Source organism: Variovorax sp. LjRoot175, assembly GCF_964253805.1.
Taxonomy (GTDB): domain Bacteria; phylum Pseudomonadota; class Gammaproteobacteria; order Burkholderiales; family Burkholderiaceae_C; genus Variovorax.
Genome location: NZ_CAXURY020000003.1, coordinates 178232 through 203988 on the forward strand (window position 1 = coordinate 178232; position 25757 = coordinate 203988).

A 25757-nucleotide genomic window follows, 5' to 3' on the forward strand; every position below is an offset into this window, starting at 1 on the left:
GGCAGCATCGACACGGAAAACCGAACCGAAAGGACTGGGCATGAGATTTCTCGTGGTGGGCGCCGGCGCCCTGGGCGGCTACTTCGGCGGCCGCTTGCTCGCGGCCGGCGAGGACGTGACCTTCCTGCTGCGGCCCGCGCGCGCGGCGCAGCTCGCCGCCACCGGGCTGTCGATCCGCAGCCCGGCGGGCGACCTGCACCTGCCCTCGCCGCCCAGCGTACTCGCCCACCGGATCAAGGCGCCCTTCGACGTTGTGATCGTCGGCTGCAAGGCCTATGACCTGGACGAGACCCTCGCCGCGTTCGCGCCGGCCGTCGGCCCCGACACCGTCGTGCTGCCGCTCCTGAACGGCCTGCGCCACATCGACCGCCTGAGCGAGCGCTTCGGCCGCCGGCGCGTGCTCGGCGGCCTCGGCATGATCTCCGCGACGCTGGCCGCCGATGGGGCCGTGCTGCACCTGGGGCAGGACCACACGCTGGTCTTCGGCGAGCTCGACGGCGGGCGCTCGGCGCGCGTCGATGCCATCGCGCAAGCCTTCGCACGCGCCAATTTCGACGGCCACCCGAGCGAATCCATCCTGCAGGCGATGTGGGAGAAATGGGCGCTCATCGCCGCGCTCGCCGGCATCACCACGCTCATGCGCGCGAGCGTCGGCGACATCGTGGAGGCCGGCGCGCAGCAGCTCGCACTCGACCTCTTCGCCGAATGCGCGCGCATCGCCGCGCACAACGGATTCGCCCCGAGTCCCGCGGCGATCCAGCGCGGCCGCGCGACGCTCACCACGGCAGGCTCACCGATCACCGCGTCGATGGCCAAGGACATCGAGCGCGGCGCGCCGACCGAGGCCGACCACATCCTCGGCGACCTGCTGCGCCGCGGGCGCTGGTCGACCGCCGACACGGTGCTGCTGCCGGTGGCGTACGCAAACCTGAGGAGCTACGAGGCGCGGCGCGCACGCGAATGCGGCGTGCCGCGCGCCGGCGAACTGCTGGCCGCCTGAGTGGCGGCAGCGCGCGTGCTCAGACCGCGCCCAGCGCCTGGTCCAGATCGGCGAGCAGGTCGTCGATGTGCTCGATCCCGACCGACAGGCGCACCGTGTCTTCCGAAACGCCGGCCCGCGCCAGTTCCTCGGGAGACAGCTGCCGGTGCGTGGTCGACGCGGGATGCGTGGCGAGCGAGCGCACGTCGCCGATGTTCACGAGCCGCGTGAAGAGCTTCAGCGCATCGAGGAAGCGCGCACCTGCGGCGCGCGCGTCGCCTCCCTTGCTGTCGAGGCCGAAGGTCAGCACGCCGCTGGCCTTGCCGCCCAGGTACTTCTTCGCCAGCGCATGGTCCGGGTGCTCCTCGAGGCCGGCGTAGTTGACCCACTTCACCGCCTTGCTCGTCTGCAGGTGCCGGGCGACAGCCAGCGCGTTGTCGCTGATGCGATCGACGCGCAGCGCCAGGGTCTCGATGCCCTGCAGGATCAGGAAGGCGTTGAAGGGCGAGATTGCCGCGCCCGTGTTGCGCAGCGGCACCACGCGCGCACGGCCGATGTAGGCCGCCGGGCCCAGCGCTTCGGTATAGACCACGCCGTGGTAGCTCACGTCGGGTTCGTTCAGGCGCCGGAAGCGCTGCTTGTTATCGGCCCAGGGGAACTTGCCCGAGTCGACGATCGCGCCGCCGATGCTGGTGCCGTGGCCGCCGAGGTACTTGGTGAGCGAGTGCACGACGATGTCGGCGCCGTGCTCGATCGGGCGGCTCAGGTACGGCGAAGGCACGGTGTTGTCGACGATCAGCGGCACGCCGTGGCGGTGCGCGATCTCGGCGATGGCCGCGATGTCGGTGACGTTGCCGGCCGGGTTGCCGAGCGACTCGACGAACACGGCCTTGGTCCGGTCGTCGATCAGCTTCTCGAAGCTCAGCGGATCGCGGTGATCGGCAAAGCGCGTCGTGATGCCGAACTGCGGCAGCGTGTGCGCGAACAGATTGTAGGTGCCGCCGTAGAGCGCCGTGCTCGAGACGATGTTGTCGCCGGCCTCGGCGATGGTCTGGATCGCATAGGTGACCGCCGCCTGCCCCGAGGCCACGGCGAGCGCGGCGATGCCGCCTTCGAGCGCTGCCACGCGCTGCTCCAGCACGTCCTGCGTCGGGTTGTTGATACGGCTGTAGATGTTGCCGGGCACCTTGAGGTCGAACAGGTCGGCGCCGTGCTGCGCGCTGTCGAAGGCGTAGGCCACGGTCTGGTAGATCGGCGGCGCGACGGCGCGGGTCGTGGGTTCGGGCGAGTAGCCGGCATGCACCGACAGGGTTTCAAATTTCCAGTTGTTCGACATGGTTGTTGTTGTCCGAGAAGGTGTCACCAGGAATGCGCGAGGGAGGCCACGGCGGCCGCGCGGTTGCGCCGCAGGACGCGGACCGGTACGTAGCCGTGCGGTGCGCGGCGCGCCACCTCGCGCGGCGAGGCCGGCGCGATGCGCCAGACGGACGCCGTCTGCGCGAGCACGCGGCGGGCGTTCTCCGCAGGCGTGGGTCCGGCCGTGCGGGGGGGCGCGAGCGCCAGGGTCATGCGATGCTGGCCGCGGCCGCGGCCGCGTCGATGGCAGCGGCTGCGGCGGTCTTGAGCAGTCGCCGGCGGGGAAGATCGGTGAGGGTCATGGAGGGTGCGAACTTCGGTGGTGCTTCATGCCGCAGCGGGCAGCGGTGTCGTCGTGGCGGCCTTCGCGCGGCGCGCATCGACGCTCCACGGACCGGCGCCGGCAGCGGCGATGTAGAGGAACACGAACGAGAAGAGCACCGCCGCCTCGCCCTGGTTCAGGGAAGGCGCGAGCACATAACCCTTGGTCGCGTGGCCGAGAAAGTAGGCGAAGGCCAGCAGGCCCGAGAGAACGAATGCCGTCGGGCGCGTGAAAAGACCGATCAACAGCAGCGCACCCCCGACCAGCTCCAGCACACCGGCGACGCCGAGCAAGGACACGATCTGGAGGTTGTCGAAATAGGCCACGTGAGGAAAGCCCAGCAGCTTGGCCGATCCGTGCTGGATCAGCAGGAAGGCGGAGACGATGCGCAGCACGGAGAGCGCGCGCGGCGCCAGGAGTTCGGGATTGCGGAATGCCATGAAGAGCCTATCGACGTAGTGGGGTGAAGGGAAAGGGCCGCGAAACTCGCAGCGGCGATCTGGCGGATTCTGCGGATGCGGCATGCGCTTCCCTACGAATGAATGCGAGTTTGCAGATGCGGTTTCCGTTGGGTCCGCAGCGACGCGCACCGCTCGGACGGCCGTGTCATAAGCATCGAAACAATCGGTCTTTGGCAAGGTGATCGGCGCTCGCGTACAAGGAGGTCCATGCCGACGACTCGCCAACTCAAGCTGGGCGCCTTCATGCGCCCCGTCAGCATCCACACGGGTGCCTGGCGCTACCCCGGCGCCTTCGCCGACGCCAACTTCAACTTCGCGCACCTCAAGCGCTTCGCGCAGACGCTGGAGCGCGCGCGCTTCGACGCCTTCTTCATGGCCGATCACCTGGCCGTGCTCAACATGCCGATCGAGGCGCTCCAGCGCAGCCACACCGTGACGTCCTTCGAGCCCTTCACGCTGCTTTCGGCGCTGAGCCAGGCGACCGAGCACATCGGCCTCGTGGCCACCGCATCGACGACCTTCGACGAGCCCTTCCACATCGCGCGCCGCTTCGCCTCGCTGGACCACCTGAGCCAGGGGCGCGCGGGCTGGAACGTCGTCACCACGTCCAACCCGGACGCCGCCCTCAACTTCGGGCGCGAGGACCACATGCCGCACGACGAGCGCTACGCCCGGGCACGCGAGTTCTACGACGTCGTGACCGGCCTGTGGGACAGCTGGGCCGACGATGCCTTCGTGCGCGACGCCGCGAGCGGCCTCTACTTCGATCCGGCGAAGCTGCACACGCTCGACCACAAGGGGACCTATCTGTCGGTGCGCGGCCCGCTGCACATCGCGCGGCCGGTGCAAGGCTGGCCCGTGATCGTGCAGGCCGGCGCGTCGGAGCCGGGGCGGCAGCTCGCGGCCGAGACGGCCGAAGTGATCTTCGCTGCGCACGGCACGCTGGCCGAAGGCCGCAGCTTCTATGCCGACGTGAAGGGCCGCCTCGCCGCGCTGGGCCGCGAGCGCGATCACCTCAAGATCCTGCCGGCCGCCTTCGTGGTGGTGGGCGATACGGTGGAGGAGGCGCGCGCGATCCGCGCCAGGCTCGACAGCCTCGTGCACTACGAAAGCGCCATTGCCTCGCTCTCCATCGCGCTCGGCGTCGATGCCTCGAAGTTCGACCCCGATGCGCCGCTGCCCGCGGTGCCCGAAACGAATGCCAGCAAGAGCAGCCAGCAGCGCGTGATCGCCCTGGCCGAGCGCGAAGGCTTCACGGTGCGCCAGCTCGCGCAGCGCCTGGGCGGCTACGGCGGACTGGCCTTCGTCGGCACCGCGCAGACCATCGCCGACCAGATGCAGGAGTGGCTCGAGTCCGAAGGCTCGGACGGCTTCAACATCATGTTTCCATGGCTGCCGGGCGGACTCGATGCCTTCGTCGACAAGGTCGTTCCGGAGCTGCAGCGGCGCGGCATCTTCCGGCGCGAGTACGAAGGCACGACGCTGCGCGACAACCTCGGCCTTCCGCGCCCGGCCAACCGGTTCTTCCCGGCGCGATGAACCCACGATTCGGTCGCATCGATATCTGAAAAGCGAATATGCGAGCCGCGCGAGACTCAGATCTTTCCCTTATTTGAAAGCAACGAATCGGTAGTTCGCGATCTGAAGACACGCCCGCAGAATCGGCCGCCGAGTGCCAATCGGCACTGCTTTCTCGTCTGGGCTCCATGAATTTCCAACAGTTGCGCTCCGTGCGCGAAGCCGTGCGATGCGGCTTCAATCTCACCGAGGCGGCCCATGCGCTGCATACCTCACAGCCGGGCGTCAGCCGCCAGATCCGTGAGCTGGAAGACGAACTCGGCATCGCGCTGTTCGCGCGCGCCGGCAAGCGGCTCACCGGTCTGACGGCGCCGGGCGATCACCTGCTGCCGATCATCGAACGCGTGTTGCTCGAGAGCCAGAACCTGCGGCAGGCCGGACAGGAATTCCTCGCGCAGGAGCAAGGCCTGCTCTCCATCGCCGCGACGCACTCGCAGGCACGCTACGCATTGCCGATGGCGGTGCAGGAGTTTCGCGGCCGCTTCCCCAACGTCCAGCTGCATCTGCGCCAGGGCTCGCCCAAGCAGATCGCGCAGATGCTGCTCGACGGCGAGGCCGATGTCGGCATCGCGACGGAGGCGCTCGGCGACTACCCCCAGCTCGTGGCGCTGCCCTGCTTCCGCTGGACCCACTCGCTGATCGCGCTGCCAGGCCACCCGCTGCTCGACGGCCCGCTGACGATCGAGCGCCTGGCCGCCTACGCGCTCGTGACCTACGACAGCGCCTTCACCGGCCGCACGCGCATCGACCAGGCGTTCGCCGAAGCCGGCCTCAAGCCCGACTTCGCGATCACCGCGATGGACGCCGACGTGATCAAGACCTATGTCGAACTCGGCATGGGCGTGGGCATCGTCGCGGGCGTGGCGTTCGAGGCCGAGCGCGACACCCGGTTGCGCGCGGTCGATGCGGGTCATCTCTTCGGCATCAACCTGACGAAGCTCGCGGTCCGGCGCGGCGTCTACCTGCGCGCCTTCGTCTACGCCTTCATCGAGGCCTTCGCGCCGACCCTCGCGCGTCCCGTGGTCGAGGAAGCCCTCGGCAGCGGCGCGGCCGAGGAGGAGAGCGAACCCCTGAGCCAGGCGGCGCTGGCCCAACTGCTCGCGCATGCGCCGGGCGCCGGCGGCGCGCCGTCGGCCCAGCATTGAGTCGACCGCCCCGACGGCGGTTCGACGCATGCGATTCACGACTTTCCCATCCCAAGGAGATCCCCCGATGAGCGACGACACCCCTTCATCCATCGACACCAGCATCGGCGACCTACGCATCCGGCGCGTTGCCGGCCACATCGGCGGCGAGGTGCAGGACATCCGGCTCGGCGGCGATCTGCCGGCCGAGGTGATCGAGCAACTCAACGCGGCACTGGTCAAGCACAAGGTGCTGTTCTTCCGCGGTCAGAAGCATCTGGACGACCGCGAGCACCAGGCCTTCGGTGCGCGCTTCGGCCGCACGGTGGCCCATCCGACGGTTCCCTCGCCGCAGGGCACGAAGCTGTTCGAGCTCGATGCGTCCAAGGGCGGTGGCCGGGCCGATTCGTGGCATACGGACGTGACCTTTGTCGATGCGTTCCCGAAGATCTCGATCCTGCGCGGCGTGACCATTCCGGCCTACGGCGGCGACACCGTGTGGGCCAACACGGCCATGGCCTACGAGCGCCTGCCGACCCAGCTGAAGCAGCTGGCCGACACGCTCTGGGCCGTGCACAGCAACGACTACGACTACGGCGCCGACCGCGTGCAGGTCGAGGAAGAACGCCTGCGCCATCACCGCAACGTCTTCGTCTCCGCCGTCTACGAGGCCGAGCATCCGGTGGTGCACGTTCATCCGATCTCGGGCGAGCGAGCGCTGCTGCTGGGCCATTTCGTCAAGAAGCTCGTCGGCCTGTCGAGCACCGAGTCGGCGCGCATTTTCGAGCTGCTGCAGAACCACGTGACGCGGCTGGAGAACACCGTGCGCTGGAGCTGGCAGCAGGACGACGTGGCGATCTGGGACAACCGCGCGACGCAGCATTTCGCGATCAACGACTACGGCAAGCAATCGCGCCTGGTGCGACGCGTGACCGTGCACGGCGAACCTGCGGTGGCGCTGGACGGCCAGCGCAGTCGCACCCGCAGCCGGCCCGAGGCGACCAACGACGCGCGCATCGACGAAGTCATTTCCGCCACCGCTTGAACCGAGCCCTCCCATGACACACGAACTCTCTGCCCACGACCGCCAACGCCGCGGCCTGCTGCAGGCCGGTGCCGCACTCGGCGCGACCGCCCTGCTCCCCGGCCTCGCGGCGGCGCAAGCCGGTGCGAAGAAATTCGCCGGCCTGACGCTCAACGTCTCGACCTTCAGCGCCGCCTATCCGAAGCTGCTGCATCAGTGGCTGCCCGAGTTCGAGGCGCTCACCGGCGCCAAGGTGAACTTCGATGCGCCCTCCTTTCCGGTCTACAACCAGCGCGCCGACCTCGAGCTCTCGACCAAGGGCTCGGCCTACGACGTGGTCAACGTCACCTTCATCTATTCGAGCCGCTGGATCAATTCGGGCTGGCTGACGCCGCTCGACGACTACATCAAGAACCCCAACCTGACGCCCGCCGATTGGGACGTCAACGACTTCCTGCCAGGTGCCCGCGCGCCGGAGACCGGCCGCGACGGCAAGCTCTACGGCATCCCCTGGACGGCGGAGGCGCTGCTGACCGCGTCCTCGCGCTTCGACCTGGTCGAGAAGGCCGGGCTCGCTTTTCCCGACACCACCGACGACCTCGTCAAGGTGCTGCGCGCGGTCAACAAGAAGGAGCGCGTGGCCGGCTTCGTCGCCGACAACCACTACGGCTGGACCTTCGTGCCCTACCTGCACGCCTTCGGCGGCGATGTGTTCCGCAAGGCGCCCGACGATCTGTTCCCGACGCTCGATACGCCCGAAGCCATCGCCGCGGGCGAGTACTACGCCAACCTGCTGAAGGAGTTCGGGCCCGACGGCGCGATCACCTACCAGCCCGATCAGGTGACCCAGGCGCTCAAGCTCGGCCGGGTCAATTTCACGGACGCGGGCCAGCTTCACCTGGCGCAGCTCGGCGACCCCGCGACCAGCAAGACGATCAAGACCGTCAAGTTCGGCCTGGTGCCCAAGGGACCGGCCGGGCGCTTCCCGGGCACCGCCGTCCATGGGCTCGGCATTCCGGTCGGCTCCAGGCAGAAGGAAGCCGCCTGGGCCTTCATCCAGTGGGCGCTCAGCAAGCAGATCACCGGCAAGGCCGTGGCGGCCGGCTACGGTTCGCCGGCGCGCCGCTCGGACATCGACTCCGCGGCGTTCCGCAGCAAGCAGGTGATCAACGGCAGCGACCTGGCGAAGCTCTCGCTCGACTCGATCGAACTCGCCGCCAAGAGCGGGCACATGAAGTACCGCACGGTGTCGGTCTACCCACAGATCGACCAGCAGCTGAACAAGGCGATCGAGCTGATCGCGAGCGGCCAGTTGTCGGCGAAGCAGGCCTTCCAGCAGGCGCAGGCCAACTCGATCGCGGAGCTCAAGCGCGCAGGCGCCAAGCTCTGAGGACGAGGGCGTGGCACATGCAATTTCCGAAAGCGGCTGGCGAACCGGCTGGCAGAACGAGCGGCGCCGCGCATTCCTGCTGGGCCTGACGCCCTCGCTGGCCGTTCTGCTGCTGATCACGCTGGTGCCGGCCGCCGCGCTGCTGGTGGCGAGCTTCACGCCGCTGCAGCTCACGGACCCGTCCGGCACCTTTCGCTTCGACGATCCGCTGATCAACTACCAGCAGCTGCTGCACGACGACCGCTTCCTGGCGTCGATCGCGGTGCAGCTCAAGCTCTCGGCCTCCAGCGTCGCGCTGCAGCTCGGTGTCGGCCTCGGCCTCGCGCTGCTGCTGAACGGCAAGTCGCGCGTGCTCGAAGGCGCGCGCACGGTGTTCCTGATTCCGATGGTGCTGCCGCCGATCGTGGTCGCGCTGATCTGGAAGATCATGTACACGCCCGACGTGAGTCCGATCCACCGCACGCTCGAGGCGATCGGCCTGCCGGTGCGCTCGCTGATCGCCAACCCCGACACCGCGCTGTGGGCGATCTCGCTGGCCGACACCTGGCAGTGGTTCCCCTTCACGATGCTGATGGTGCTCGCGACGCTGCAGATGATCCCCGACGATCCGCTCGAAGCCGCGACGCTGGAAGGCGCGAGCCGCTGGCAGCTGTTCCGCTACATCGTGTTCCCCTACATCCGGCCTGTGCTCGTCGTGTGCGCGCTGTTCCGGCTCATCGACAGCTTCAAGGCCTTTCCGCTGATCTACGTGCTGACCAACGGCGGACCGGGCAGCGTGACCGAGGTCACCAACTACTATGGCTTCATCCAGGCCTTCAATTTCTCCTACTGGGGTTACGCGAGCGCGATCGCGACCGTGATGCTGGTGGGCGTGTTCGTGCTGAGCTGGCTGGTCGGCAGACTGGGATGGAGCGACCATGACAAGCGCTAGCCCTGCATGGGGGATGGAGTCGCCGGAAGTCGGGCACGACGAAGGCGTCGTCCAGGACGTCGCGCGCGCCGCGCCCACGCGTCGCTCGTGGCTCTCCCGCCATGGCCGAGCGCTCACGGTGGCGGTGCTGCTGCTGGTCGTGCTCTCGCCCTTCCTGTGGCTTGTGCAGCTGGCCTTCCGCCCGGTGGCCGACATCTTCGAGGACAGCCTGCTGTTCACGCCGACCTTCGACGGATTCATCAGCCTGCTGCAAGGCAACTTCCTCAAGTCCTTCGGCAACAGCCTGCTCGTGAGCACGCTGTCGACCGGCTTCTCGCTGCTGATCGGCGTGCCCGCGGCCTATGCGCTCACGCGCTGGCAGTTCAAGGGCCGCGACCGCATCGCGCTGTGGATCCTGGTGACGCGCATGGCGCCGCCCATCGCATTCACGATCCCGTTCTTCCTGGCCTACCAGTACCTCGGCCTGCAGGACACGGTGATCGGCCTGGCCATCGTCTACCTGACCTTCAACCTGGCCATCGTCATCTGGCTCATGCAGACCTTCTTCGAGGCGGTGCCCGCATCGCTCGAAGAAGCGGCCTGGATGGACGGTTGCGGCATCTGGCAGGCCTTCTGGCGCGTGTCGCTCCCGCTCACCGCGCCCGGCCTCGCGGCCACCGCGGTGCTGTGCTTCATCTTCTCGTGGAACGACTTCTTCTACGCGCTCATCCTGACCCGCACCAACGCCATCACCGCGCCGGTGGCGATCGTCAACTTCCTGCAGTACGAAGGCTGGGAGTGGACCAAGATCGCCGCCAGCGGAACCCTCGTGATGTTTCCGGTGGTCGTGTTCACCGTGCTCGTTCGAAAGTACCTCGTGCGCGGCCTCACGGCCGGCAGCGTCAAGGACTGACCGCCTTCCCCTCTTCCAGGACCTTCATGGCTTCCATCACCATCCGCAGCCTCGCCAAGGATTTCGGCGCCACGCACGTCATCCGCGGCATCGACATCGACATCCGCGACGGCGAGTTCGTCGCGCTGGTGGGCCCGTCGGGCTGCGGCAAGTCCACGCTGCTGCGCATGATCGCCGGGCTGGAAACCGTCGACGCCGGCGAGCTCCTGCTCGGCGATCGGCGCATCAACGACGTGGCGCCGCGCGACCGCGACGTCGCGATGGTGTTCCAGAACTACGCGCTCTATCCGCACATGACGGTCGAGGAGAACCTCGGCTTCGGCCTGAAGATCCAGGGACTGCGCGCCCCCGACATCGCGCGCCGCGTCGAGCAGGCGGCCGAGACGCTGGGCCTGGACCAGCTGCTGCGGCGCCGCCCGCGACAGCTCTCGGGCGGCCAGCGCCAGCGCGTCGCGATGGGGCGCGCCATCGTGCGGCAGCCGCAGGCCTTCCTGTTCGACGAACCCTTGTCGAACCTCGACGCCAAACTGCGTGTGCAGATGCGCACCGAGATCAAGGCCCTGCACCAGCGCCTGGGCACCACCACGGTCTACGTCACGCACGACCAGGTCGAGGCGATGACCATGGCCGACCGCATCGTCGTGCTGAAGGACGGACGCGTCGAACAGGTCGGCGCGCCGCTCGAGCTCTACGACCGGCCGCGCAACGCCTTCGTGGCGGGCTTCATCGGCTCGCCCGCGATGAACTTCATCCCCGGGCGCCTGCAGCTCGACGGCGCACCCTACGTGCTGACCGACGACGGCCTGCGCCTGCCGCTGGCCTCGGCGGCACGCGGCTCGCACGGCGACCGCGTGCTCTATGGCGCGCGCCCGGAACATTTCACGATCGATCCGGGCCGAGGGCTTTCGGCCGACGTGATCGTGGTCGAGCCCACGGGCGCCGAAACGCAGGTCGCGCTGCGCCTGGGCGGCCAATCGGTCATGGCAGCGTTTCGCGACCGCATCGGTGCGCGGCCCGGCGACCGGCTGGCGCTGTGGCCGGTGGCGGCCGAGGCGCACCTGTTCGATGCAGCAGGCGGCGAGCGCCTCAACTGAGGCGAGGAAGCTTTTCTCCGACGAGAGATCCGCAGCGCGCGGCTAGCGCCTGAACTGCGCGCCGGCGTGGCGCTCGGGCAGGTGGTCGGACGCGCCGAAGAGCTTCCTGCGCAGACTGCCCTGCGCGTACGAGGTCTTGTAGACGCCGCGTTGCTGAAGCTCCGGCACGATCAGGTCGACGAAGTCCTCGTAGCTCTCCGGCACGACCGTGCGGCTCAGGTTGAAGCCGTCCACCCCGGTTTCGTCGATCCACGATTGCAGTTCGTCGGCCACGTGCGCGGCATCGCCCACGATCGCCGGGTAGCGCCCGCCGAGCTCGAAGAGTTCCAGCAACTGTCGGCGGGTCCAGCCGTGCTGCTCGGCGGTGCGCGCCGCCGACTCGATCGCGTTCGTCTGGCCGTAGGCGATCGGCTCGTCGAGGTCGTAGCGCGCGTAGTCCACGCCGGTGCTGGCCGCGAAATGTGCGAGGCCTGCTTCGCGGCTGGCGTAGCGCTTGTAGTCTTCGTACTTCTCGCGTGCTTCCTTCTCGGTGCGGCCCGTCACCACCGCGGTGCCGACGAACACCTTCACGTCGTCCGCCCGCCGGCCGGAACGCACCAGTTGTTCGCGCAGCGAATCCACGCTCTTGCGCGCGGACGCCTTGTTCGGCGGCGAGATGAAGACGCACTCGGCATGCCGCCCGGCGAAGCGCTGGCCGCGGCCCGAGCTGCCGGCCTGGAACAGCACCGGCGTGCGCTGCGGCGACGGTTCGGCCAGGTGGTAGCCCTCCATCCGGAAATAGCGGCCGTCGTGGCGCACTTTGTGCACCTTCGAAGGCTCGGCGAACACGCGGGCCTGCCGGTCGCGCCGCACCGCGCCCTCCTCCCAGCTGCCTTCCCACAGCTTGTAGAGCAGCTCCAGGTACTCGTCGGCACGGTCGTAGCGCTCGTCGTGCGCGATCTGCTCCGAAAGGCCCATCGCGCGCGCGGCGCTGTCGAGATAGCCGGTGACGATGTTCCAGCCGATGCGCCCGCGTGTCAGATGGTCCAGCGTCGAGAAGCGCCGCGCCAAGAGGTAGGGCTGCTCGTAGCTCAGGTTGACCGTCACGCCGAAGCCCAGGTGCTGCGTCGCCGCCGCCATGGCGGAGACCAGCAGCAGCGGATCGTTCACCGGCAGCTGGATCGATTCGCGCAGCGTCACGTCCACGTTGCGCTGATAGACGTCGTAGACGCCCACGATGTCGGCGATGAACAAGCCGTCGAACAGGCCGCGCTCCAGCGTGCGCGCGATGCCGGTCCAGTGCTCGAGCGTGTTGTACTCTGTGGAGCGGTCGCGCGGATGGGTCCACAGGCCATGGTTGATGTGGCCCACGCAGTTCATGTTGAACGCGTTGAGCAGAATCTCTTTCTTTCGGGTCATGGGCTGCGATCAGAAGGCCGGCACCACGCCGCCCGCGAAAGTCTTGACGATGAAATCGCGCACCTCCTCGGTCTGATAGGCCTTGACCAGCTGCCGCACCCAGGGCTGGTCCTTGTCCTGTTCGCGCACCGCGATCAGGCAGGCATAGGGGCCGTCCTTGTCCTCGACCAGGATGCCGTCGCGCACGGGGTTGAGGCCGGCCTTGTTGGCATAGTCGGCGTTGACGGCCGAGGCATCCGTGTCGTCGAGCGTGCGCGGCAACTGGGCGGCCTCGATCTCGACGAAGCGGAACTTCCGGGGGTTCTCGATGATGTCGCGCGGCGTGGCGTTGACGCCCGCGATCGGGTCGATGCCGCTCTTGAGCTTGATGGCGCCGGCCTTCTGCAGCAGCAACAGCACCCGGCTCTCGTTGGACGGATCGTTGGGGATCGCAATGCTCGCGCCTTCGGGCAGGTCCTTGAAACTCTTGTACTTCCGGGAGTAGATTGCAATCGGCCCGATCCAGGTGCGGCCGAAGCCGACGACCTTGTAGCCGCGCGAGCGCACCTGCGCCGCAAGAAAGGGCCGGTGCTGGAAGCTGTTGGCGTCCAGGTCGCCGGCATCGAGCGCGGCATTGGGCCGGCTGTAGTCGGTGAAGGGCACGATCTGGATCTTGAGGCCATAGTCGCGCTCGGCCACGCGCTTGGCGACCTCGAAGGTCTGCTCGTGCGGGCCGGTGGTGACGCCGACCTTGAGCACTTTCGTCGTGCCGGGCTGCTCCTTGAGCGCGGCATGCAACGGCAGGCCCGCGGCGGCGAGCGCGCCGGCCGAACCGATCTGCAGCATGCGGCGGCGCGAAACGGATGCCGATCGCGCCAGGTTGGAAATGGTCATCAGGACTCCTTGAAGATGAAATGACTGCAACTCACAACGCCCCGTGCCGCGGCGGTAGGCGGTCGTTGAGGTAGTAGTTGCCAACGGCGTGGTATTTCCAGCGCACCGGATCGTGCAGCGTGTGCGTGCGCGCGTTGCGCCAGAAGCGATCCAGGCCCAGGTCGTCGAGCGTGGCGGCCGTGCCCGCGAGCTCGAAGAGGCGCGTGGCGGCGTCGAGCGAAGCGGTGGTGGTGCGCACGCGTGCCTCGGCCACCGCGATGGAGGCCTCGGCCACGCTGCGCTCGTCGGGCGCGCGCTGTGCCGCGTCGACGATGCGCCCGGCGCGCCGCACCAGCGCCTCGGCCGCGCGCAGGCGCACCGCCACTTCGCCGACCTGCTGGATGGCGAGCGGGTCCTCGCTGGCACGCTCGACCTTGGCGTCGATCCACGGCCGCGAACGCTCGCGCACGAAAGGCAGGGTGGCCTCGAAGGCGCCGCGGCCGATGCCCAGGTCGATCGCTGCGTGGAGGATCTGTGCAAACGGGCCGATAGTCGTGGGCCGCTCGAAGGAGGCGAGAAAAGGAACCACCCATTGCGCTTCGACGCGCACGCCGTCGAACGAGACCGACCCGCTGCCGGTGACGCGCTGGCCGAAACCGTCCCAGTCGTCCGTGATGGCGACGCCTTCGGCATCGCGCGGCACGAAGGCCAGGTAGCTCACGTCGCGGCCGCCCTCCTCGGTCATCACCAGCGTGGGAATCCAGTGCGCATAGAGCGCGCCGGTGCAATAGAACTTGCGGCCGTCGACGCGCCAGGCCTCGCCGTCGCGCGCGAGCCGCGTGCGGCGCTGGAAGTCCTTGTGCCCGATCTCGGCGAGCGCGTTGCCGAAGCGCTCGCCGGCCAGCACGCGGCCGTAGAAGAAGCGCTGCTGCGCCGCGCTGCCGCCCACGCGCAGCACCTCGAGCGCGTAGTAGTGGTTCTGCGGGATCTGGCCGAGCGATCCGTCGGCCGCCGAGATGGTCGCCACCACCTCGGCCAGCGTTTCGTTCGACACGCCCGCGCCGCCGTGTTCGCGCGGCACGGTGATGCCCCACAGGCCGCTGGCCGTGAAGGCCTCGAGCTCGTCCCAGGGCAGGCGGCGCTCGCGGTCGCGCAGGGCGGCCCCGCGGGCGAAGTCGGCCGCCAGGCGGCACGCGACGGCGATGGCTTGGGCGTCGTCGTGGATCAGCTCGGGTGTGCGTGTTGGGATCGCGGCCTCCAACGGCGCAGGAGAAAGGATCAGGGCCATGCTTCAGTTCCAGGAATGCCGCGGGGGCAGGATGCCGTTGAGGTGGTAGTTGCCGATCAGGTGCGCCTTCCAGCGCACCGGGTCGTGCAGCGTGTGGGTGCGCGCATTGCGCCAGTGTCGGCCGAGGTTGTGCTGCGCACGCGTGGCAGACGAGCCGGCCAGCTCGAACAGCTTCTCGCTCGCCTCCAGCGCGATCTGCGTAGTCAGCACCTTGGCCTCGGCCACGGCCACCGAGGCGCGGGCGCTGGACTCGGCGGTCACCGGCTGTGTGGCGATCTCGTCGAACGCGCGCCCGGTTTCCAACAGCACCTCGTGCGCGGCGTGCAGGTCGATCTGCAGGCGGCCGACGTCCTGGATGATGTAAGGATCGTCGGCGGCATGTTCGAGCCCCGAGTCGACCCAGGGCCGCGCACGCTCGCGCACGAAGGCGACCGCGTCGGCGACGGCGGCCTGGGCGATGCCCTGGTCGATCGCGGCCTGGATGATCTGCGAACCGGGGCCGAACAGGCCGGGCCGATCGGCCAATTGCCAGATCGGCAGGATGTCATCTTCGTCGATGGGCACCGCGTCGAATACCACGCTGCCGCTCGCCGTGATGCGCTGGCCGAAGGACGACCAGTCGTCGATCACGGCGACGCCCGGCGCATCGCGCGGCACCCACACTTGCACGGCGCGGCCCTCGTCGTCCAGTGCGCGCGCTGGAATGCGGTGCGCAAACAGTGCGCCGGTCGAATAGAAGCGCCGGCCGGTGAGGCGCAGACCTTCGGGCGTGCGCGTGAGCCGGGTGGCACCGTGCAGGATGGTTTTGGAGCCACGCTCCGGCCCGGCGTTGCCCAGCCGGCGGCCGGTCAGCACCTCGCCGTAGAAGCGGCGCTTCTGTTCCTCGCTGCCGACTTCGCGCAGCACGCCCAGCACGCCGAAGTGGTTCTGCGGAATCTGCCCCAGCGCGGGATCGGCCGCGCAGAGGATCACGAACACTTCGGCCAGCGTGGCGTAGGACACGTCGGCGCCTCCGTACGCGCGCGGCACGGTGATGCCGCCCAGGCCGCTTTCGGACCAGCGATCGAGCTCGTCCCAGGGCAGGCGGCGCTCGCGGTCGCGCTGCGAAGCGCCTGGCGCGAACTCGGCCGCGAGGCAGTGCGCGGCAGCCAGCGCTTCGGCATCGCTTTCGATGCGCTGCACGCGCGCGGGGTCGAGGGTGCGCGGCAAGCGCGCGGCGGATGAGTCTGGAAAAGGCGAATGGGACATGGAGGTGCCGTATCGGGGAAGGAAGAAGGCCACTAGACCAGCGGCGTGGCCTGGCGCGCACGGCGCAGGCGCGGGTTGAGCGCGGCATGCAGCGCGTCGCTCAGCAGGTTCAGGCCCAGCACCGTGAGCACGATGGCCAGGCCCGGGATCGCGGTCATGTACCAGGCGGTGCGCAATGCGTCGCGCCCGAGGCCGATCATCGAACCCCAGCTCACCGCGTTGGGGTCGCCCAGGCTCAGGAAAGACAGGGCCGCCTCCGATAGGATGGCGTTGGCCACCAGCAGCGCGGTGGAGACGATCACCGGCGTCCAGGCGTTGGGCAGGATCTCGCGGAAGATCAGGTGCGCATCGCTCGCACCGAGCGCAACGCTGGCGCGCACGAACTCGCGCTCACGCAGCGACAGGAACTCGGCGCGCACCAGCCGCGCGATGCTGGTCCACGAGGTCACGCCCAGCGCGAACACCATGGTGCCCAGCGTGGGCTTGAGCACTGCCACGAGGATGATGGCGAGCAGGAAGGCCGGGATGGTCTGGAAGAACTCGGTGATGCGCGTCAACACCGCATCGACGCGCCCGCGGTAGAAGCCCGCGGCCGCCCCCACCGCGATGCCGATCGCCAGCGCAATGACGGCGGACGACACGCCCACCAGCAGCGAGACGCGTGCGCCGTGCAGCAATCCTGCCGCCAGGTCGCGGCCCATCAGGTCGGTGCCCAGCGGCGTCTCGGCATCGGTGCCGGGCCAGACGAAGGGCGCGCCCACCATGTCGAGCGGATCGCCGGGATACAGCGTGCCCGCCAGCAGCGCGGCAGCGAACACCGCGAGCAGGATCGAGCCGCCGATCAGGATCGAGGGCTGCAGGTACCAGCGCTTCATGCGGCGCTCCCCGCCGACGCATGCAAGCGCACGCGCGGGTCCAGCCGGGCCTGCACCACGTCTACCAGCAGGTTGGCCAGCACCACCAGGATGCCGCTGAACAGCAGCACGGCCAAGAGCACCGGGATATCGCGACTCTTGATGGCCTCGTACGACAGTTGCCCGAGGCCGGGCCAGCCGAACACCGTTTCCACCACGATCGAGCCGCCCAGCAGCGCGCTGCTTTGCAGGCCCAGCATGGTGAGCACCGGCACCACGGCGTTGCGCAGCGCATGGCCGAAGATCACGCGGCCTTCCGGCGCGCCCTTGGCGCGGGCGGTACGGATGTAGTCCTCGGCCAGCGTCTCGATCATCGAGGCGCGTGCAAGCCGCGCATACACGGCCACGTAGTAGATCGACAGCGTGAGTGCCGGCAGCACCAGGTGGTGCAGATAGTCGAGCCACAGGCGCGGGCCGCGGTGACCCGCGCTCACGTCGCTCAAGCCGCCGATGGGCAGCCATTCGAGATGAACGCCGAACAGCACGATGAGCATCAGTGCGGTCCAGAACATGGGCGCCGAATAGCCCAGCGTGGCCAGCGCGGACAGCACGGTGTCCGTCACGCCATGCGGGCGACGCGCCGAGGCGACGCCCAGCAGAACGCCGGCGATCACGGACGCCATCAACGCCACCCCTACCAGCGCCAGCGTGGGCCCGAGCCGGTGCAGCACCAGGCCCAGCACCGGCTCGCCGAAGCGGAATGAAAAGCCCAGGTCGCCCTGCGCAATGCGGCCCAGGTAGCTCAACAACTGATCGAACGCATGGCGATCCAGGCCGTACATCTGGCGCAGCTGCGCCACGTACTCGGCCGAGACGCTGCCGCTCTCGCTCGCGATCACGTCCACCAGGTCGCCGGGCATCGCCTTGAGCAGGGCGAAGTTCAGCACCGCGGTGCCGAGCACGACGCCCAGCAGTTGCAGCAGCCGCCGCAGGATCCGCTTCGTCATCCGCGTCCTATGCCTTCGACTCGAACCAGACGCGCGCGAAGTTGTTCTGGCTGTGATCGAAGGTGTCGGTGACGTTGCGCAGCCGCTTGTCCCAGACGCCGAACCAGCGGAACTCGAACAGGTTCAGGAGCGCCAGGTCCTTCTGCGCGAGCTTCTGGAATGACTGGTAAAGCTGCACGCGCTTGGCCGCATCGCGTTCGACCTGCGCGGCTTCCAGCAGCCGGTCGGCCTCGGCGCTCGCATAGCCCGAGGCGTTCTGCCACGGCGTACCCTTCGATTCGGCCTTCGACCAGTAGTGCTGCTCGACGCCGATCTGCGGGTCCTGCCAGTTGATGCCCCAGGAACTCACGAGCTGGAAGTTGTAGTCGGCAAAGACGTTCTTGGTCCAGCTCGCGAGATCCTGCGCGCGCAGATTGACGTCGATGCCAACGGCCCGCAGCGCCTGGCGCACGAATTCGCCGGTGCGGCGGTAGTCGTCGCCGAAGGGAATGAAGTCGTGGTCGAGCTTGAAGCGGAAGCCGTCGGCCTTCTTCGGATAGCCGGCTTCGTCGAGCAGGGCCTCGGCCTTCTTGCGGTCGAAGGGGTACTGCTGCGTGTCCTGGGTGTAGAAGGTCTTGAGCAGCGAGGACACCGGCCCGGTCGCCGGCGACGCGTAGCCGCCCCACACGGTCTTGACCAGCGCGTCGCGGTTGATCGCGTGCAGGATGGCCTGGCGCACCTTGATGTTGCCGATGACCGGATCGCGCAGGTTCGGGATCAGCCAGAGCCAGCCGGCGAAGCCGTTGTAGCCCTCGGTGCTCACGACCAGGTTCGGCGACTTGGCCAGGCGGTCGGCATCGGCGAAGGTGACCGGGTTGCGCTCGCCGTACTGGATGGCGCCGGTTTCCAGCGCGGTGGCACGGCCGGCCACGTCGGGAATGATCTTGAAGGTGAGCTTGTCCAGGTAGGGCAGGCCCGGAGCCCAGTAGCGGTCGTTGCGCTCCAGCGCGATGTGGCTGCCGCGCGCCCACTCCTTGAAGACGAAGGGGCCGGTGCCCACCGGCTTGTTGTTATAGGGGTTGTTGGGAATGTCGGTGCCCTCGTACAGGTGCTTCGGCAGCACCGGCGCGGCCACCACGTCGAGCGCATTGAGGATCACCGGCGTCGGCTTGGCGAGCGTGAGCACGACCGTGTGGCTGTCCGGCGCCTCGACCTTGCTCAGGTGCTGGAACACACGGCGTGCCGTCGGCGCGTGCTTGCGCCAGACCTCCTCGGCCGAGAACTTCACGTCGGCCGCGGTGAAGGGCTTACCGTCGTGCCACAGCACGTTCTTGCGCAGCTTGAGCCGCACCGTGAGGCCGTCGGCCGAAACGTCCACGCTCTCGGCCAGCTGCGGCCTGGGCTTGAGGTCCGGCCCGTAGTCGAGTAGGCCGTCGAAGATCTTGCTGACCACGGTGCGCCCGGGCGTGGAGGTATTGATGAAGAAGGCCAGCGTCGGCGGCTCGGGATGCACGGTGGCCTCCAGCGTGCCGCCGCGCTGGGCGCCCTGCTCGGTGTTGGGCAGGGCCTGCGTGATCGCTGCCGCATCCCCCGCATAGAGGCTGCCCAGCAGGCCGCTGGACATCAGCGCGCCGGTCAGGCTGAAGAGCTGGCGGCGGCGCAGCTCGTGGCGCACGGCATCGTCGTTGAAAGGTGTCGTCATGAGAGAGTCCTTCGGGCAACAGAAAAAGAACAAGAGGCGCTCACGCGGCCTGCAGCACCGGCTCGTCGATCCGGGCCGACGCTTCTTCGCGGCGCCGACCCGGCACGGCCGCGAGCAGGCTGCGCGTGTAAGGGTGTCGAGGGCGTTTCCAGATGCTTTCGTGATCGCCCGATTCGACGATGCGCCCGCCGTTCATCACCAGCACGCGATCGGCGATGTAGCGCACCACCGACAGGTCGTGCGAGATGAACAGGTAGGCCAGGCCGTATTCGGCCTTGAGGTCGACCAGCAGATTGAGAATCTGCGCCTGGATCGAGACGTCGAGCGCGGACACCGGCTCGTCGCAGATCACGAGCTCGGGCCGCAGCACCAGCGCACGGGCGATGCCGATGCGCTGGCGCTGTCCGCCAGAGAACTCGTGCGGATAGCGGCGCCGCGCGCCGCCGCCGAGCCCCACGTCGTCCAGCACGGCGACGATGCGGCGCTCGCGTTCGCCGCGATCGCGCAGCCCATGGATGGCGAGCGCGTGATGCAGGATGTCGTCGACGCGGTGGCGCGGGTTGAGCGAACCGTACGGGTCCTGGAAGATCATTTGCACCCGGCGGCGCTCAGGCAGCAGTTCGCGCGGCGGCAGCGCGAGCAGGTCGCGCCCGTTGAGCACTACACGCCCGGCCTGCGCCGGCACCAGCCGGACGATGGCGCGCGAGAGGCTGGACTTGCCACAGCCCGATTCGCCCACCAGGCCGACGGTCTCGCGATGGCCGATCGACAGCGAGACATCCCGCACCGCCTGCACCGTGCCGTGGGCGCCTGGGTAGCCGACATGCAGTCCCTCCACGGCGAGCAACGGCTTTGCGGCTGCCGCATCGGCGACAGCGCTGCCTTGCGCGCGCACCGGCGAACGCTTGAGCGCGAAGCCGCCCTGCCCGTCCGCGCGAACTTCAGCGAGCCGCGCGCCGCGGTAGTGCAGCGAAGGATCGAGGTGCAGCGAGGCGCCCAGCAGGCCGCGCGTGTAGGCGTGGCGCGGCGCCGAGAAGACCGCCGAGGTCGGCCCCTCCTCGAGCTTGCGCCCGCCGTGCATCACGGCCACGCGATCGGCCCACTGCGCGACCACGCCGAGGTCGTGCGTGATGAGCAGCACCGCCATGTCGAGCTCGCGGCGCAGCTCGTCGATGAGGCCGAGGATCTGCGCCTGGATGGTGACGTCGAGCGCCGTGGTCGGCTCGTCGGCGATCAGGAGGCGCGGATGGCATGCGACCGCCATCGCGATCATGACGCGCTGGCGCTGCCCGCCGGAGAGCTGGTGCGGATGGTCGTCGAAGCGGCGCCGCGGCTCCGGCAGCCGGACGCGCTCGAGCAGCTCGATCGCACGCGCGCGCGCGGCGGCCCTCGAGAGCGGCTGGTGCAGCGTCAGCGCCTCCGCCACCTGCTGCCCGATCGTGTGCAGCGGATTGAGCGAGCTCATCGGCTCCTGGAAGATCATCGAGATCTCGCGCCCGCGCAGAGCGACGAGCTCCCGCTCCTTCAGCGCCAGCAGGTCGCGGCCGGCATAGCGCACGGCACCCGAGAGCTGCGCCTGCCGCGGCAGCAGACGCAGCACGGCCAGCGCGGTGGTCGACTTGCCGCAGCCCGACTCGCCCACCAGCGCCAGCGTCTCGCCGGCGGCGATGCGCAGGTCGAGCGCGTCCACCGCCGCTCGGCCACCGGGAAAGGCCACGGACAGGCCGCCCAGTTCCAGCAGCGGCGGATCAGGCAGGCCCGTAATCCCGTGCTCGGCCACGGAACGATCAGGCCAGAGCGAGGGAAGGCACCGCGACCGGCGTGTGGGCACGTTGCCGCAGCACCGGCAACGCACGTTCGACCGCCAGCGCGATGCGCGCACGCAGCGCCTCGCTGCTGATGCGGTAGTTCTCGAACTCCTTGTCGGTCGCATAGACGCCGATCGGCAGGGTATGCGCCTGGAAGAAGCTGAACAGCGGGCGCAGCTGGTGGTCGATCGCCAGCGCGTGGCGGTCGCTGCCCCCGGTGGCTGCGAGCAGCACCGGGACGTCGATCAGCGATTCGTGGTGGGCGAAGTCGAAGAAGTGCTTGAAGAGCCCGGTGTACGACCCGCGGTAGATCGGGCTCGCCACCAGCAGCAGGTCGGCAGACTCCACATCCTTGAGCGCCTGCTCGACCTCGGCCGGCAGTTGGCCGCGCTGCAGCACGTTGCCGAACTTCGGCACCAACTGGCTGAGCTCGATCAGCCGGGTCTCGGCGGGCCAGGCGTCGGTCAGGCCGTCCAGCAGTTCTTCGACGAGCGCGAGCGTGCGCGACGGACGTTGCAGGCCGCCGGAGACGGCGACGATCTTGAGTTTGTGAGCCATGGCGAGATGAGAAGAAGAGAAGAAGAACTGGAGAAGCGATGCCTCAGGCGGCGGCGCGCGCGGACGGGACGATGTCATTGGCGATCACCTCTCCGAACGGACCGGTCAGGTTGGCCTGCCCTGGCGGGTGCATGCGCGCCAGCGGCAGCAACGGGAACACGAGCTCGGCGAAACGGTAGGCCTCTTCAAGGTGCGGATAGCCGGAGAAGATGAAGGTGTCGATGCCGAGCGCCGCGTATTCCTCGATGCGCGCCGCGACCTTCTCCGGGCTGCCCACGAGTGCCGTGCCGGCACCGCCTCGCACCAGGCCGACGCCGGCCCACAGGTTGGGCGACACCTCGAGCCGATCACGCCGCCCCTGGTGCAGCGCGGCCATGCGCTGCTGGCCGACCGAATCGAAGCGTGCGAAGGCCTTCTGCGCGGCCGCGATGGTGTCATCGCTCAGGTGCGAGATCAGCCTGTCGGCCGCGCGCCAGGCGGCCTCCGAGCTCTCGCGCACGATCACGTGCAGCCGGATGCCGAAGCGCAGCGTGCGGCCATGCCAGGCCGCGGCGGCGCGCGCCTTGGCGATCTTCTCGGCGACGGCCTGCGGCGGCTCGCCCCACGTGAGGTAAACATCGACCTGCTCGCCCGCGAGTTCGATCGCGGCATCGGAGGAGCCGCCGAACCACAGCGGCGGATAGGGCTTCTGCACCGACGGGTACAGCGTCTTCGCGTTCTCCACGCGCAGGTGCTTGCCGGCGAAGTTCACGGTCTCGCCTGCAGCGACGCCGCGCCAGATGCGCAGGAACTCGGTCGTGACCTCGTAGCGTTCGGCGTGCGAGAGAAAGCTGCCGTCGCCGCGCTGCTCGTCGGGGTCGCCGCCGGTCACCACGTTGATCAGGACGCGCCCGTTGGAGAAGCGGTCGAGCGTGGCGGCCTGGCGCGCCGAGACGGTCGGCGAGATGACGCCCGGCCGGATGGCCACCAGGAACTTGAGCTGCTCGGTGAATGGAACGAGCGAGGAGGCAACTACCCAGGAGTCCTCGCAGGAGCGGCCCGTCGGGATCAGCACGCCCTCGTAGCCCAGCTGATCGGCTGCCTGCGCCACCTGCTTCAGATATTTGTGGTCCACGCTGCGCGCGCCATGCGCGGTGCCGAGGTAGCGGCTGTCGCCGTGGGTCGGCAAGAACCAGAAGAGCTTCACGAAATCGCCTCGCGTTTGGAAAAAAATGCCAGACCACGAATGTGTCGCCTGGGCGGGCCTTTACACCCGCGGCTGCTAGAAGCATTTCAGCTATCGATATGCAGATTCCAGGCTTGGCGCTCTCGCCGCCAGGTCCATGCACTGGCCAGTTCGCTCGGGTCCGCGGCGGCGGCACTGCCCTGGATTGCTCGTGTGGCGTCTAGAACGCTGGTACGAGCGAGCCCTTGAACTGGGTCTCGATGAAGGCCTTGACCTCGGGCGACTGGTAGGCGGCCACCAGGCGCTTGGCCCAGGGCTTGTCCTTGTCGGCGCGCCGCACCGCGATCAGGTTGGCGTAGGGGCCCTGCGGCGATTCCTTGATGACGGCGTCCTTGGCGAGCGAGAGGCCTGCCTTTTCCGCGTAGTCGTTGTTGATGGCGGCGATCGCGAGGTCGTCGAGCGAACGCGGCAGCTGCGCGGCATCGAGCGGCACGAGCTTGAGCTTCTTCGGGTTCGAGACCACGTCGAGCGGCGTCGCGTTGTTGTTCTTCACCGCCTCGGGCTTCAGCGTGATGAGCTTGGCCGATTGCAGGAGCAGCAACGCGCGGTTGCCGTTCGACGGATCGTTCTGGATGCCCACCGAGGCGCCGTCGGGCAGCGCGTCGATGGACTTGAGTTTGCGTGAATAGAAGCCCAGCGGCGCCGTGATCGTGAGGCCCACCGGCACGATGTCGAAGCCGCGTGCCTTGTTCTGGTTGTCGAGGAAGGGCTGGTGCTGGAAGGCATTGGCATCGAGGTCACCGGCCGCCAGCGCCGCATTGGGCAGTTGGTAGTCGTTGAACACCACCACCTCGATCTTGAGTCCGTCGCGCGCGGCGACCTTCTTGACCACTTCGAAGACCTGTTCGGCATTGCCGACCGAGACGCCGACCTTGAGGGTGTTCTTGTCCTGCGCGTGGACGGGAAGGACGGCGAGCGTTGCAATGGCAGCGAGGGCGGTGCGGCGGCGGAGCGAAGAAAGCATGTCGATGTGTGCGAAATACAAGGGAGCGCGAATGTGCCATTGCATGGCGCGCGACGGAACGAAGAAAGCCGCATGTCGATATCCGTTCTTCGACGGACCGGTGTGCATAAGCAACCCACTATTTGTTCGTTCCCTTCGAGCTCGCCTCTTCGCATACTCGGCAGCTTTTTGAAGCGCAATGACCAGCCCTCCCTCCGACGCGGCGAACAAGAAGCCGCCCGTGATCCGTCTTGAATCCGTCCAGAAATCCTTTGCGCTGCCCAACGGCCAGGTCTTCGATGCCGTGCATTCGCTCTCGCTCGAGATTCCCGAAGGCGAGGTGTTCGGCCTGATCGGTAAGAGTGGCGCCGGCAAGTCCACGCTGCTGCGCCTCATCAACCTGCTGGAGCGGCCCGATGCGGGCAAGGTGTTCGTCGGCGGCCGCGACCTCACCACGCTCTCGCGCCGCGAGCTGCGCGACACGCGGCAGAACATCGGCATGATCTTCCAGCAGTTCAACCTGCTGCAGAACGCCACCGTTTTCGACAACGTGGCCTTCCCGCTCAGGATCCACGGTCGCCACGCGCGTGCCGAAATCGATGCGCGCGTGCGCGAATGCTTGGAACTGGTGGGCCTGGCCGAGAAGATCGACAGCTATCCGGCGCAGCTCTCGGGCGGGCAAAAGCAGCGCGTCGCGATCGCGCGTGCGCTGGCGCCGCGGCCGCAGGTGCTGTTGTGCGACGAGCCGACCTCCGCGCTCGACAGCGAGACCACGCGCGCGCTGCTGGAAACGCTGCGTGACATCAACCGGAAGATCGGCGTCACGATCGTGATCGTCACGCACGAGCTCCCGGTGGTCGAGGTGCTCTGCCGCCAGGTCGCGATCCTCGAGAACGGCCGGCTGATCGAGCAGTTCGCCGTCGATGCCCCGAGCGTCGAGCGCCGGACCGCGCTGGGGCGCGAGATCGATGCGCTGGTGCGCCGGCGCGAGCGCGAGACGCTCGCAGCGCAGCCGCAACACGCGCAGCGGCAGCCTGCGACAGGAGGCCTGGCTTATGCCTGAGAACATCTCCGCCATCCTGCCCGAGCTGTGGACCGCCACCGGTCAGACCTTCCTGATGCTGGGCATCGGCCTGTCGGCCGCAGTGCTCCTCGGCGGCCCGCTGGGCGTGCTGCTCTTTCTGCTCGGGCCCGGCCAGTCGCTGGACAACAAGCCGGCCTTCCTGGTGCTGAACTGGCTCGTCAACACCGTGCGCTCCTTCCCCTTCATCATCCTGCTGGTGGCGCTGGTGCCCTTCACGCGCCTCATCGCAGGCACCTCGATCGGGCCGCTCGCGGCCGCGGTACCGCTCTCCTTTGCCGCCATTCCGTACTTCGCGCGCCTGGTCGACCAGTGCCTGCGCGAGGTGCCGCGCGGCGTGATCGAGGCCGCGCATGCGATGGGCGCGAGCGAGCTGCAGATCGTCTGGCGCGTGCTGGTGGTGGAGGCGCGATCCGGCCTGGTGCTCGCGCTCACCGTGCTGGCGGTGAGCTTTCTCTCCTACTCGGCGATTGCCGGCGTGGTGGGCGGCGGCGGCATCGGCGACCTGGCCATCCGCTACGGCTACTACCGCTTCCAGACCGACGTGATGGTGCTCACCGTGGCACTGCTCGTGGTGCTGGTGCAGCTCCTCCAGTTCGTCGGCAACACGGCTGCGCGCCGTCTCGACAAGCGCTGATTCCCTTTTTCTCTTTCCTCTCTCGC

At 68.4% G+C, this 25757-nt stretch carries 24 protein-coding genes; 10 read left to right on the forward strand and 14 right to left on the reverse strand.

Going from position 1 to position 25757, the window contains the following annotated elements; all coding sequences use genetic code 11:
- Positions 1–40: 40 nt before the first annotated feature.
- A complete protein-coding gene (gene panE, locus ACSQ89_RS38640) occupies positions 41–1000 on the forward strand; it encodes a 2-dehydropantoate 2-reductase (RefSeq protein ID WP_436297436.1) in 960 nt (319 codons plus the stop codon).
- A 19-nt stretch (positions 1001–1019) separates the two neighbouring features.
- Here the strand turns inward: panE and ACSQ89_RS38645 are convergent, their stop codons facing one another.
- The 3 genes from ACSQ89_RS38645 to ACSQ89_RS38655 all read right to left on the reverse strand — a co-directional run bounded on the left by ACSQ89_RS38645 (position 1020) and on the right by ACSQ89_RS38655 (position 3097).
- Entirely contained in the window at positions 1020–2315 is a 1296-nt protein-coding gene (locus tag ACSQ89_RS38645) for an O-acetylhomoserine aminocarboxypropyltransferase/cysteine synthase family protein (protein ID WP_436297437.1), read from the reverse strand.
- Between the two features lie 23 nt (positions 2316–2338).
- Complete coding sequence (locus ACSQ89_RS38650; protein WP_436297438.1) at positions 2339–2548, reverse strand: hypothetical protein; 210 nt, start codon at positions 2546–2548, stop codon at positions 2339–2341.
- Between the two features lie 114 nt (positions 2549–2662).
- Positions 2663–3097 carry a DoxX family protein gene (locus tag ACSQ89_RS38655; RefSeq protein WP_436297439.1) on the reverse strand — a complete coding sequence of 145 codons (435 nt, stop codon included), beginning with the start codon at positions 3095–3097 and terminating at the stop codon, positions 2663–2665.
- Between the two features lie 228 nt (positions 3098–3325).
- Between ACSQ89_RS38655 and ACSQ89_RS38660 the strand changes: the two genes are divergently transcribed.
- From ACSQ89_RS38660 to ACSQ89_RS38690, 7 genes are all read left to right on the forward strand, one after another.
- Positions 3326–4657 carry an LLM class flavin-dependent oxidoreductase gene (locus ACSQ89_RS38660; RefSeq protein ID WP_436297440.1) on the forward strand — a complete coding sequence of 444 codons (1332 nt, stop codon included), beginning with the start codon at positions 3326–3328 and terminating at the stop codon, positions 4655–4657.
- A gap of 167 nt (positions 4658–4824) precedes the next feature.
- Positions 4825–5841 (forward strand): CysB family HTH-type transcriptional regulator, encoded by a 1017-nt coding sequence (locus ACSQ89_RS38665; protein ID WP_436297441.1) that lies wholly within the window; start codon positions 4825–4827, stop codon positions 5839–5841.
- Positions 5842–5908: 67 nt separating this feature from the next.
- The gene (locus ACSQ89_RS38670; protein ID WP_436297442.1) at positions 5909–6865 is read left to right on the forward strand and encodes a TauD/TfdA dioxygenase family protein; all 957 of its coding nucleotides are present in this window, start codon (positions 5909–5911) and stop codon (positions 6863–6865) included.
- 13 nt (positions 6866–6878) lie between these two features.
- Complete coding sequence (locus ACSQ89_RS38675; RefSeq protein WP_436297443.1) at positions 6879–8234, forward strand: ABC transporter substrate-binding protein; 1356 nt, start codon at positions 6879–6881, stop codon at positions 8232–8234.
- A gap of 10 nt (positions 8235–8244) precedes the next feature.
- Positions 8245–9165, forward strand: coding sequence for a carbohydrate ABC transporter permease (locus tag ACSQ89_RS38680; protein WP_436297444.1), 921 nt, complete (start codon positions 8245–8247; stop codon positions 9163–9165).
- On the forward strand, positions 9152–10057 hold the full coding sequence (locus ACSQ89_RS38685) for a carbohydrate ABC transporter permease (protein WP_436297445.1): 906 nt from the start codon (positions 9152–9154) through the stop codon (positions 10055–10057). The genes ACSQ89_RS38680 and ACSQ89_RS38685 overlap by 14 nt, the downstream gene beginning before the upstream one ends.
- Positions 10058–10083: 26 nt before the next feature.
- The gene (locus ACSQ89_RS38690; protein WP_436297446.1) at positions 10084–11151 is read left to right on the forward strand and encodes an ABC transporter ATP-binding protein; all 1068 of its coding nucleotides are present in this window, start codon (positions 10084–10086) and stop codon (positions 11149–11151) included.
- Positions 11152–11193: 42 nt separating this feature from the next.
- Here the strand turns inward: ACSQ89_RS38690 and ACSQ89_RS38695 are convergent, their stop codons facing one another.
- From ACSQ89_RS38695 to ACSQ89_RS38745, 11 genes are all read right to left on the reverse strand, one after another.
- Positions 11194–12549, reverse strand: coding sequence for an LLM class flavin-dependent oxidoreductase (locus tag ACSQ89_RS38695; protein WP_436297447.1), 1356 nt, complete (start codon positions 12547–12549; stop codon positions 11194–11196).
- A gap of 9 nt (positions 12550–12558) precedes the next feature.
- Positions 12559–13422 (reverse strand): MetQ/NlpA family ABC transporter substrate-binding protein, encoded by an 864-nt coding sequence (locus ACSQ89_RS38700; RefSeq protein ID WP_436297448.1) that lies wholly within the window; start codon positions 13420–13422, stop codon positions 12559–12561.
- Positions 13423–13453: 31 nt separating this feature from the next.
- Positions 13454–14689, reverse strand: a complete 1236-nt coding sequence (locus ACSQ89_RS38705; protein WP_436297449.1) for an SfnB family sulfur acquisition oxidoreductase — start codon at positions 14687–14689, stop codon at positions 13454–13456.
- 3 nt (positions 14690–14692) lie between these two features.
- A complete protein-coding gene (locus tag ACSQ89_RS38710) occupies positions 14693–15937 on the reverse strand; it encodes an SfnB family sulfur acquisition oxidoreductase (protein ID WP_436297450.1) in 1245 nt (414 codons plus the stop codon).
- 32 nt (positions 15938–15969) lie between these two features.
- Positions 15970–16812 carry an ABC transporter permease gene (locus tag ACSQ89_RS38715; RefSeq protein WP_436297451.1) on the reverse strand — a complete coding sequence of 281 codons (843 nt, stop codon included), beginning with the start codon at positions 16810–16812 and terminating at the stop codon, positions 15970–15972.
- Positions 16809–17798 carry an ABC transporter permease gene (locus ACSQ89_RS38720; RefSeq protein WP_436297452.1) on the reverse strand — a complete coding sequence of 330 codons (990 nt, stop codon included), beginning with the start codon at positions 17796–17798 and terminating at the stop codon, positions 16809–16811. Before ACSQ89_RS38720 ends, ACSQ89_RS38715 begins: the two co-directional genes overlap by 4 nt.
- A 7-nt stretch (positions 17799–17805) precedes the next feature.
- Positions 17806–19479, reverse strand: coding sequence for an ABC transporter substrate-binding protein (locus tag ACSQ89_RS38725; protein WP_436297453.1), 1674 nt, complete (start codon positions 19477–19479; stop codon positions 17806–17808).
- A gap of 40 nt (positions 19480–19519) precedes the next feature.
- Complete coding sequence (locus tag ACSQ89_RS38730) at positions 19520–21259, reverse strand: ABC transporter ATP-binding protein (RefSeq protein ID WP_436297454.1); 1740 nt, start codon at positions 21257–21259, stop codon at positions 19520–19522.
- Positions 21260–21266: 7 nt separating this feature from the next.
- Complete coding sequence (gene msuE / locus ACSQ89_RS38735) at positions 21267–21845, reverse strand: FMN reductase (RefSeq protein WP_436297455.1); 579 nt, start codon at positions 21843–21845, stop codon at positions 21267–21269.
- A gap of 43 nt (positions 21846–21888) precedes the next feature.
- Entirely contained in the window at positions 21889–23031 is a 1143-nt protein-coding gene (gene ssuD, locus ACSQ89_RS38740; RefSeq protein ID WP_436297456.1) for an FMNH2-dependent alkanesulfonate monooxygenase, read from the reverse strand.
- Positions 23032–23230: 199 nt separating this feature from the next.
- On the reverse strand, positions 23231–24034 hold the full coding sequence (locus ACSQ89_RS38745) for a MetQ/NlpA family ABC transporter substrate-binding protein (RefSeq protein ID WP_436297457.1): 804 nt from the start codon (positions 24032–24034) through the stop codon (positions 23231–23233).
- A gap of 178 nt (positions 24035–24212) precedes the next feature.
- Here ACSQ89_RS38745 and ACSQ89_RS38750 point away from each other — a divergent pair, with 178 nt between their 5' ends.
- Entirely contained in the window at positions 24213–25076 is an 864-nt protein-coding gene (locus tag ACSQ89_RS38750) for a methionine ABC transporter ATP-binding protein (RefSeq protein ID WP_436297458.1), read from the forward strand.
- Entirely contained in the window at positions 25069–25731 is a 663-nt protein-coding gene (locus ACSQ89_RS38755) for a methionine ABC transporter permease (RefSeq protein ID WP_436297459.1), read from the forward strand. Before ACSQ89_RS38750 ends, ACSQ89_RS38755 begins: the two co-directional genes overlap by 8 nt.
- Positions 25732–25757: the final 26 nt, after the last annotated feature.

Excerpts from the sequence above, each read along its gene's own strand:
- panE (WP_436297436.1), top strand. The coding sequence starts at position 41 with ATGAGATTTCTCGTGGTGGGCGCCGGCGCCCTGGGCGGCTACTTCGGC.
- ACSQ89_RS38645 (WP_436297437.1), bottom strand. The coding sequence starts at position 2,315 with ATGTCGAACAACTGGAAATTTGAAACCCTGTCGGTGCATGCCGGCTAC.
- ACSQ89_RS38650 (WP_436297438.1), bottom strand. The coding sequence starts at position 2,548 with ATGACCCTGGCGCTCGCGCCCCCCCGCACGGCCGGACCCACGCCTGCG.
- ACSQ89_RS38655 (WP_436297439.1), bottom strand. The coding sequence starts at position 3,097 with ATGGCATTCCGCAATCCCGAACTCCTGGCGCCGCGCGCGCTCTCCGTG.
- ACSQ89_RS38660 (WP_436297440.1), top strand. The coding sequence starts at position 3,326 with ATGCCGACGACTCGCCAACTCAAGCTGGGCGCCTTCATGCGCCCCGTC.
- ACSQ89_RS38665 (WP_436297441.1), top strand. The coding sequence starts at position 4,825 with ATGAATTTCCAACAGTTGCGCTCCGTGCGCGAAGCCGTGCGATGCGGC.
- ACSQ89_RS38670 (WP_436297442.1), top strand. The coding sequence starts at position 5,909 with ATGAGCGACGACACCCCTTCATCCATCGACACCAGCATCGGCGACCTA.
- ACSQ89_RS38675 (WP_436297443.1), top strand. The coding sequence starts at position 6,879 with ATGACACACGAACTCTCTGCCCACGACCGCCAACGCCGCGGCCTGCTG.
- ACSQ89_RS38685 (WP_436297445.1), top strand. The coding sequence starts at position 9,152 with ATGACAAGCGCTAGCCCTGCATGGGGGATGGAGTCGCCGGAAGTCGGG.
- ACSQ89_RS38690 (WP_436297446.1), top strand. The coding sequence starts at position 10,084 with ATGGCTTCCATCACCATCCGCAGCCTCGCCAAGGATTTCGGCGCCACG.
- ACSQ89_RS38695 (WP_436297447.1), bottom strand. The coding sequence starts at position 12,549 with ATGACCCGAAAGAAAGAGATTCTGCTCAACGCGTTCAACATGAACTGC.
- ACSQ89_RS38700 (WP_436297448.1), bottom strand. The coding sequence starts at position 13,422 with ATGACCATTTCCAACCTGGCGCGATCGGCATCCGTTTCGCGCCGCCGC.
- ACSQ89_RS38705 (WP_436297449.1), bottom strand. The coding sequence starts at position 14,689 with ATGGCCCTGATCCTTTCTCCTGCGCCGTTGGAGGCCGCGATCCCAACA.
- ACSQ89_RS38710 (WP_436297450.1), bottom strand. The coding sequence starts at position 15,937 with ATGTCCCATTCGCCTTTTCCAGACTCATCCGCCGCGCGCTTGCCGCGC.
- ACSQ89_RS38715 (WP_436297451.1), bottom strand. The coding sequence starts at position 16,812 with ATGAAGCGCTGGTACCTGCAGCCCTCGATCCTGATCGGCGGCTCGATC.
- ACSQ89_RS38720 (WP_436297452.1), bottom strand. The coding sequence starts at position 17,798 with ATGACGAAGCGGATCCTGCGGCGGCTGCTGCAACTGCTGGGCGTCGTG.
- ACSQ89_RS38725 (WP_436297453.1), bottom strand. The coding sequence starts at position 19,479 with ATGACGACACCTTTCAACGACGATGCCGTGCGCCACGAGCTGCGCCGC.
- msuE (WP_436297455.1), bottom strand. The coding sequence starts at position 21,845 with ATGGCTCACAAACTCAAGATCGTCGCCGTCTCCGGCGGCCTGCAACGT.
- ACSQ89_RS38745 (WP_436297457.1), bottom strand. The coding sequence starts at position 24,034 with ATGCTTTCTTCGCTCCGCCGCCGCACCGCCCTCGCTGCCATTGCAACG.
- ACSQ89_RS38750 (WP_436297458.1), top strand. The coding sequence starts at position 24,213 with ATGACCAGCCCTCCCTCCGACGCGGCGAACAAGAAGCCGCCCGTGATC.
- ACSQ89_RS38755 (WP_436297459.1), top strand. The coding sequence starts at position 25,069 with ATGCCTGAGAACATCTCCGCCATCCTGCCCGAGCTGTGGACCGCCACC.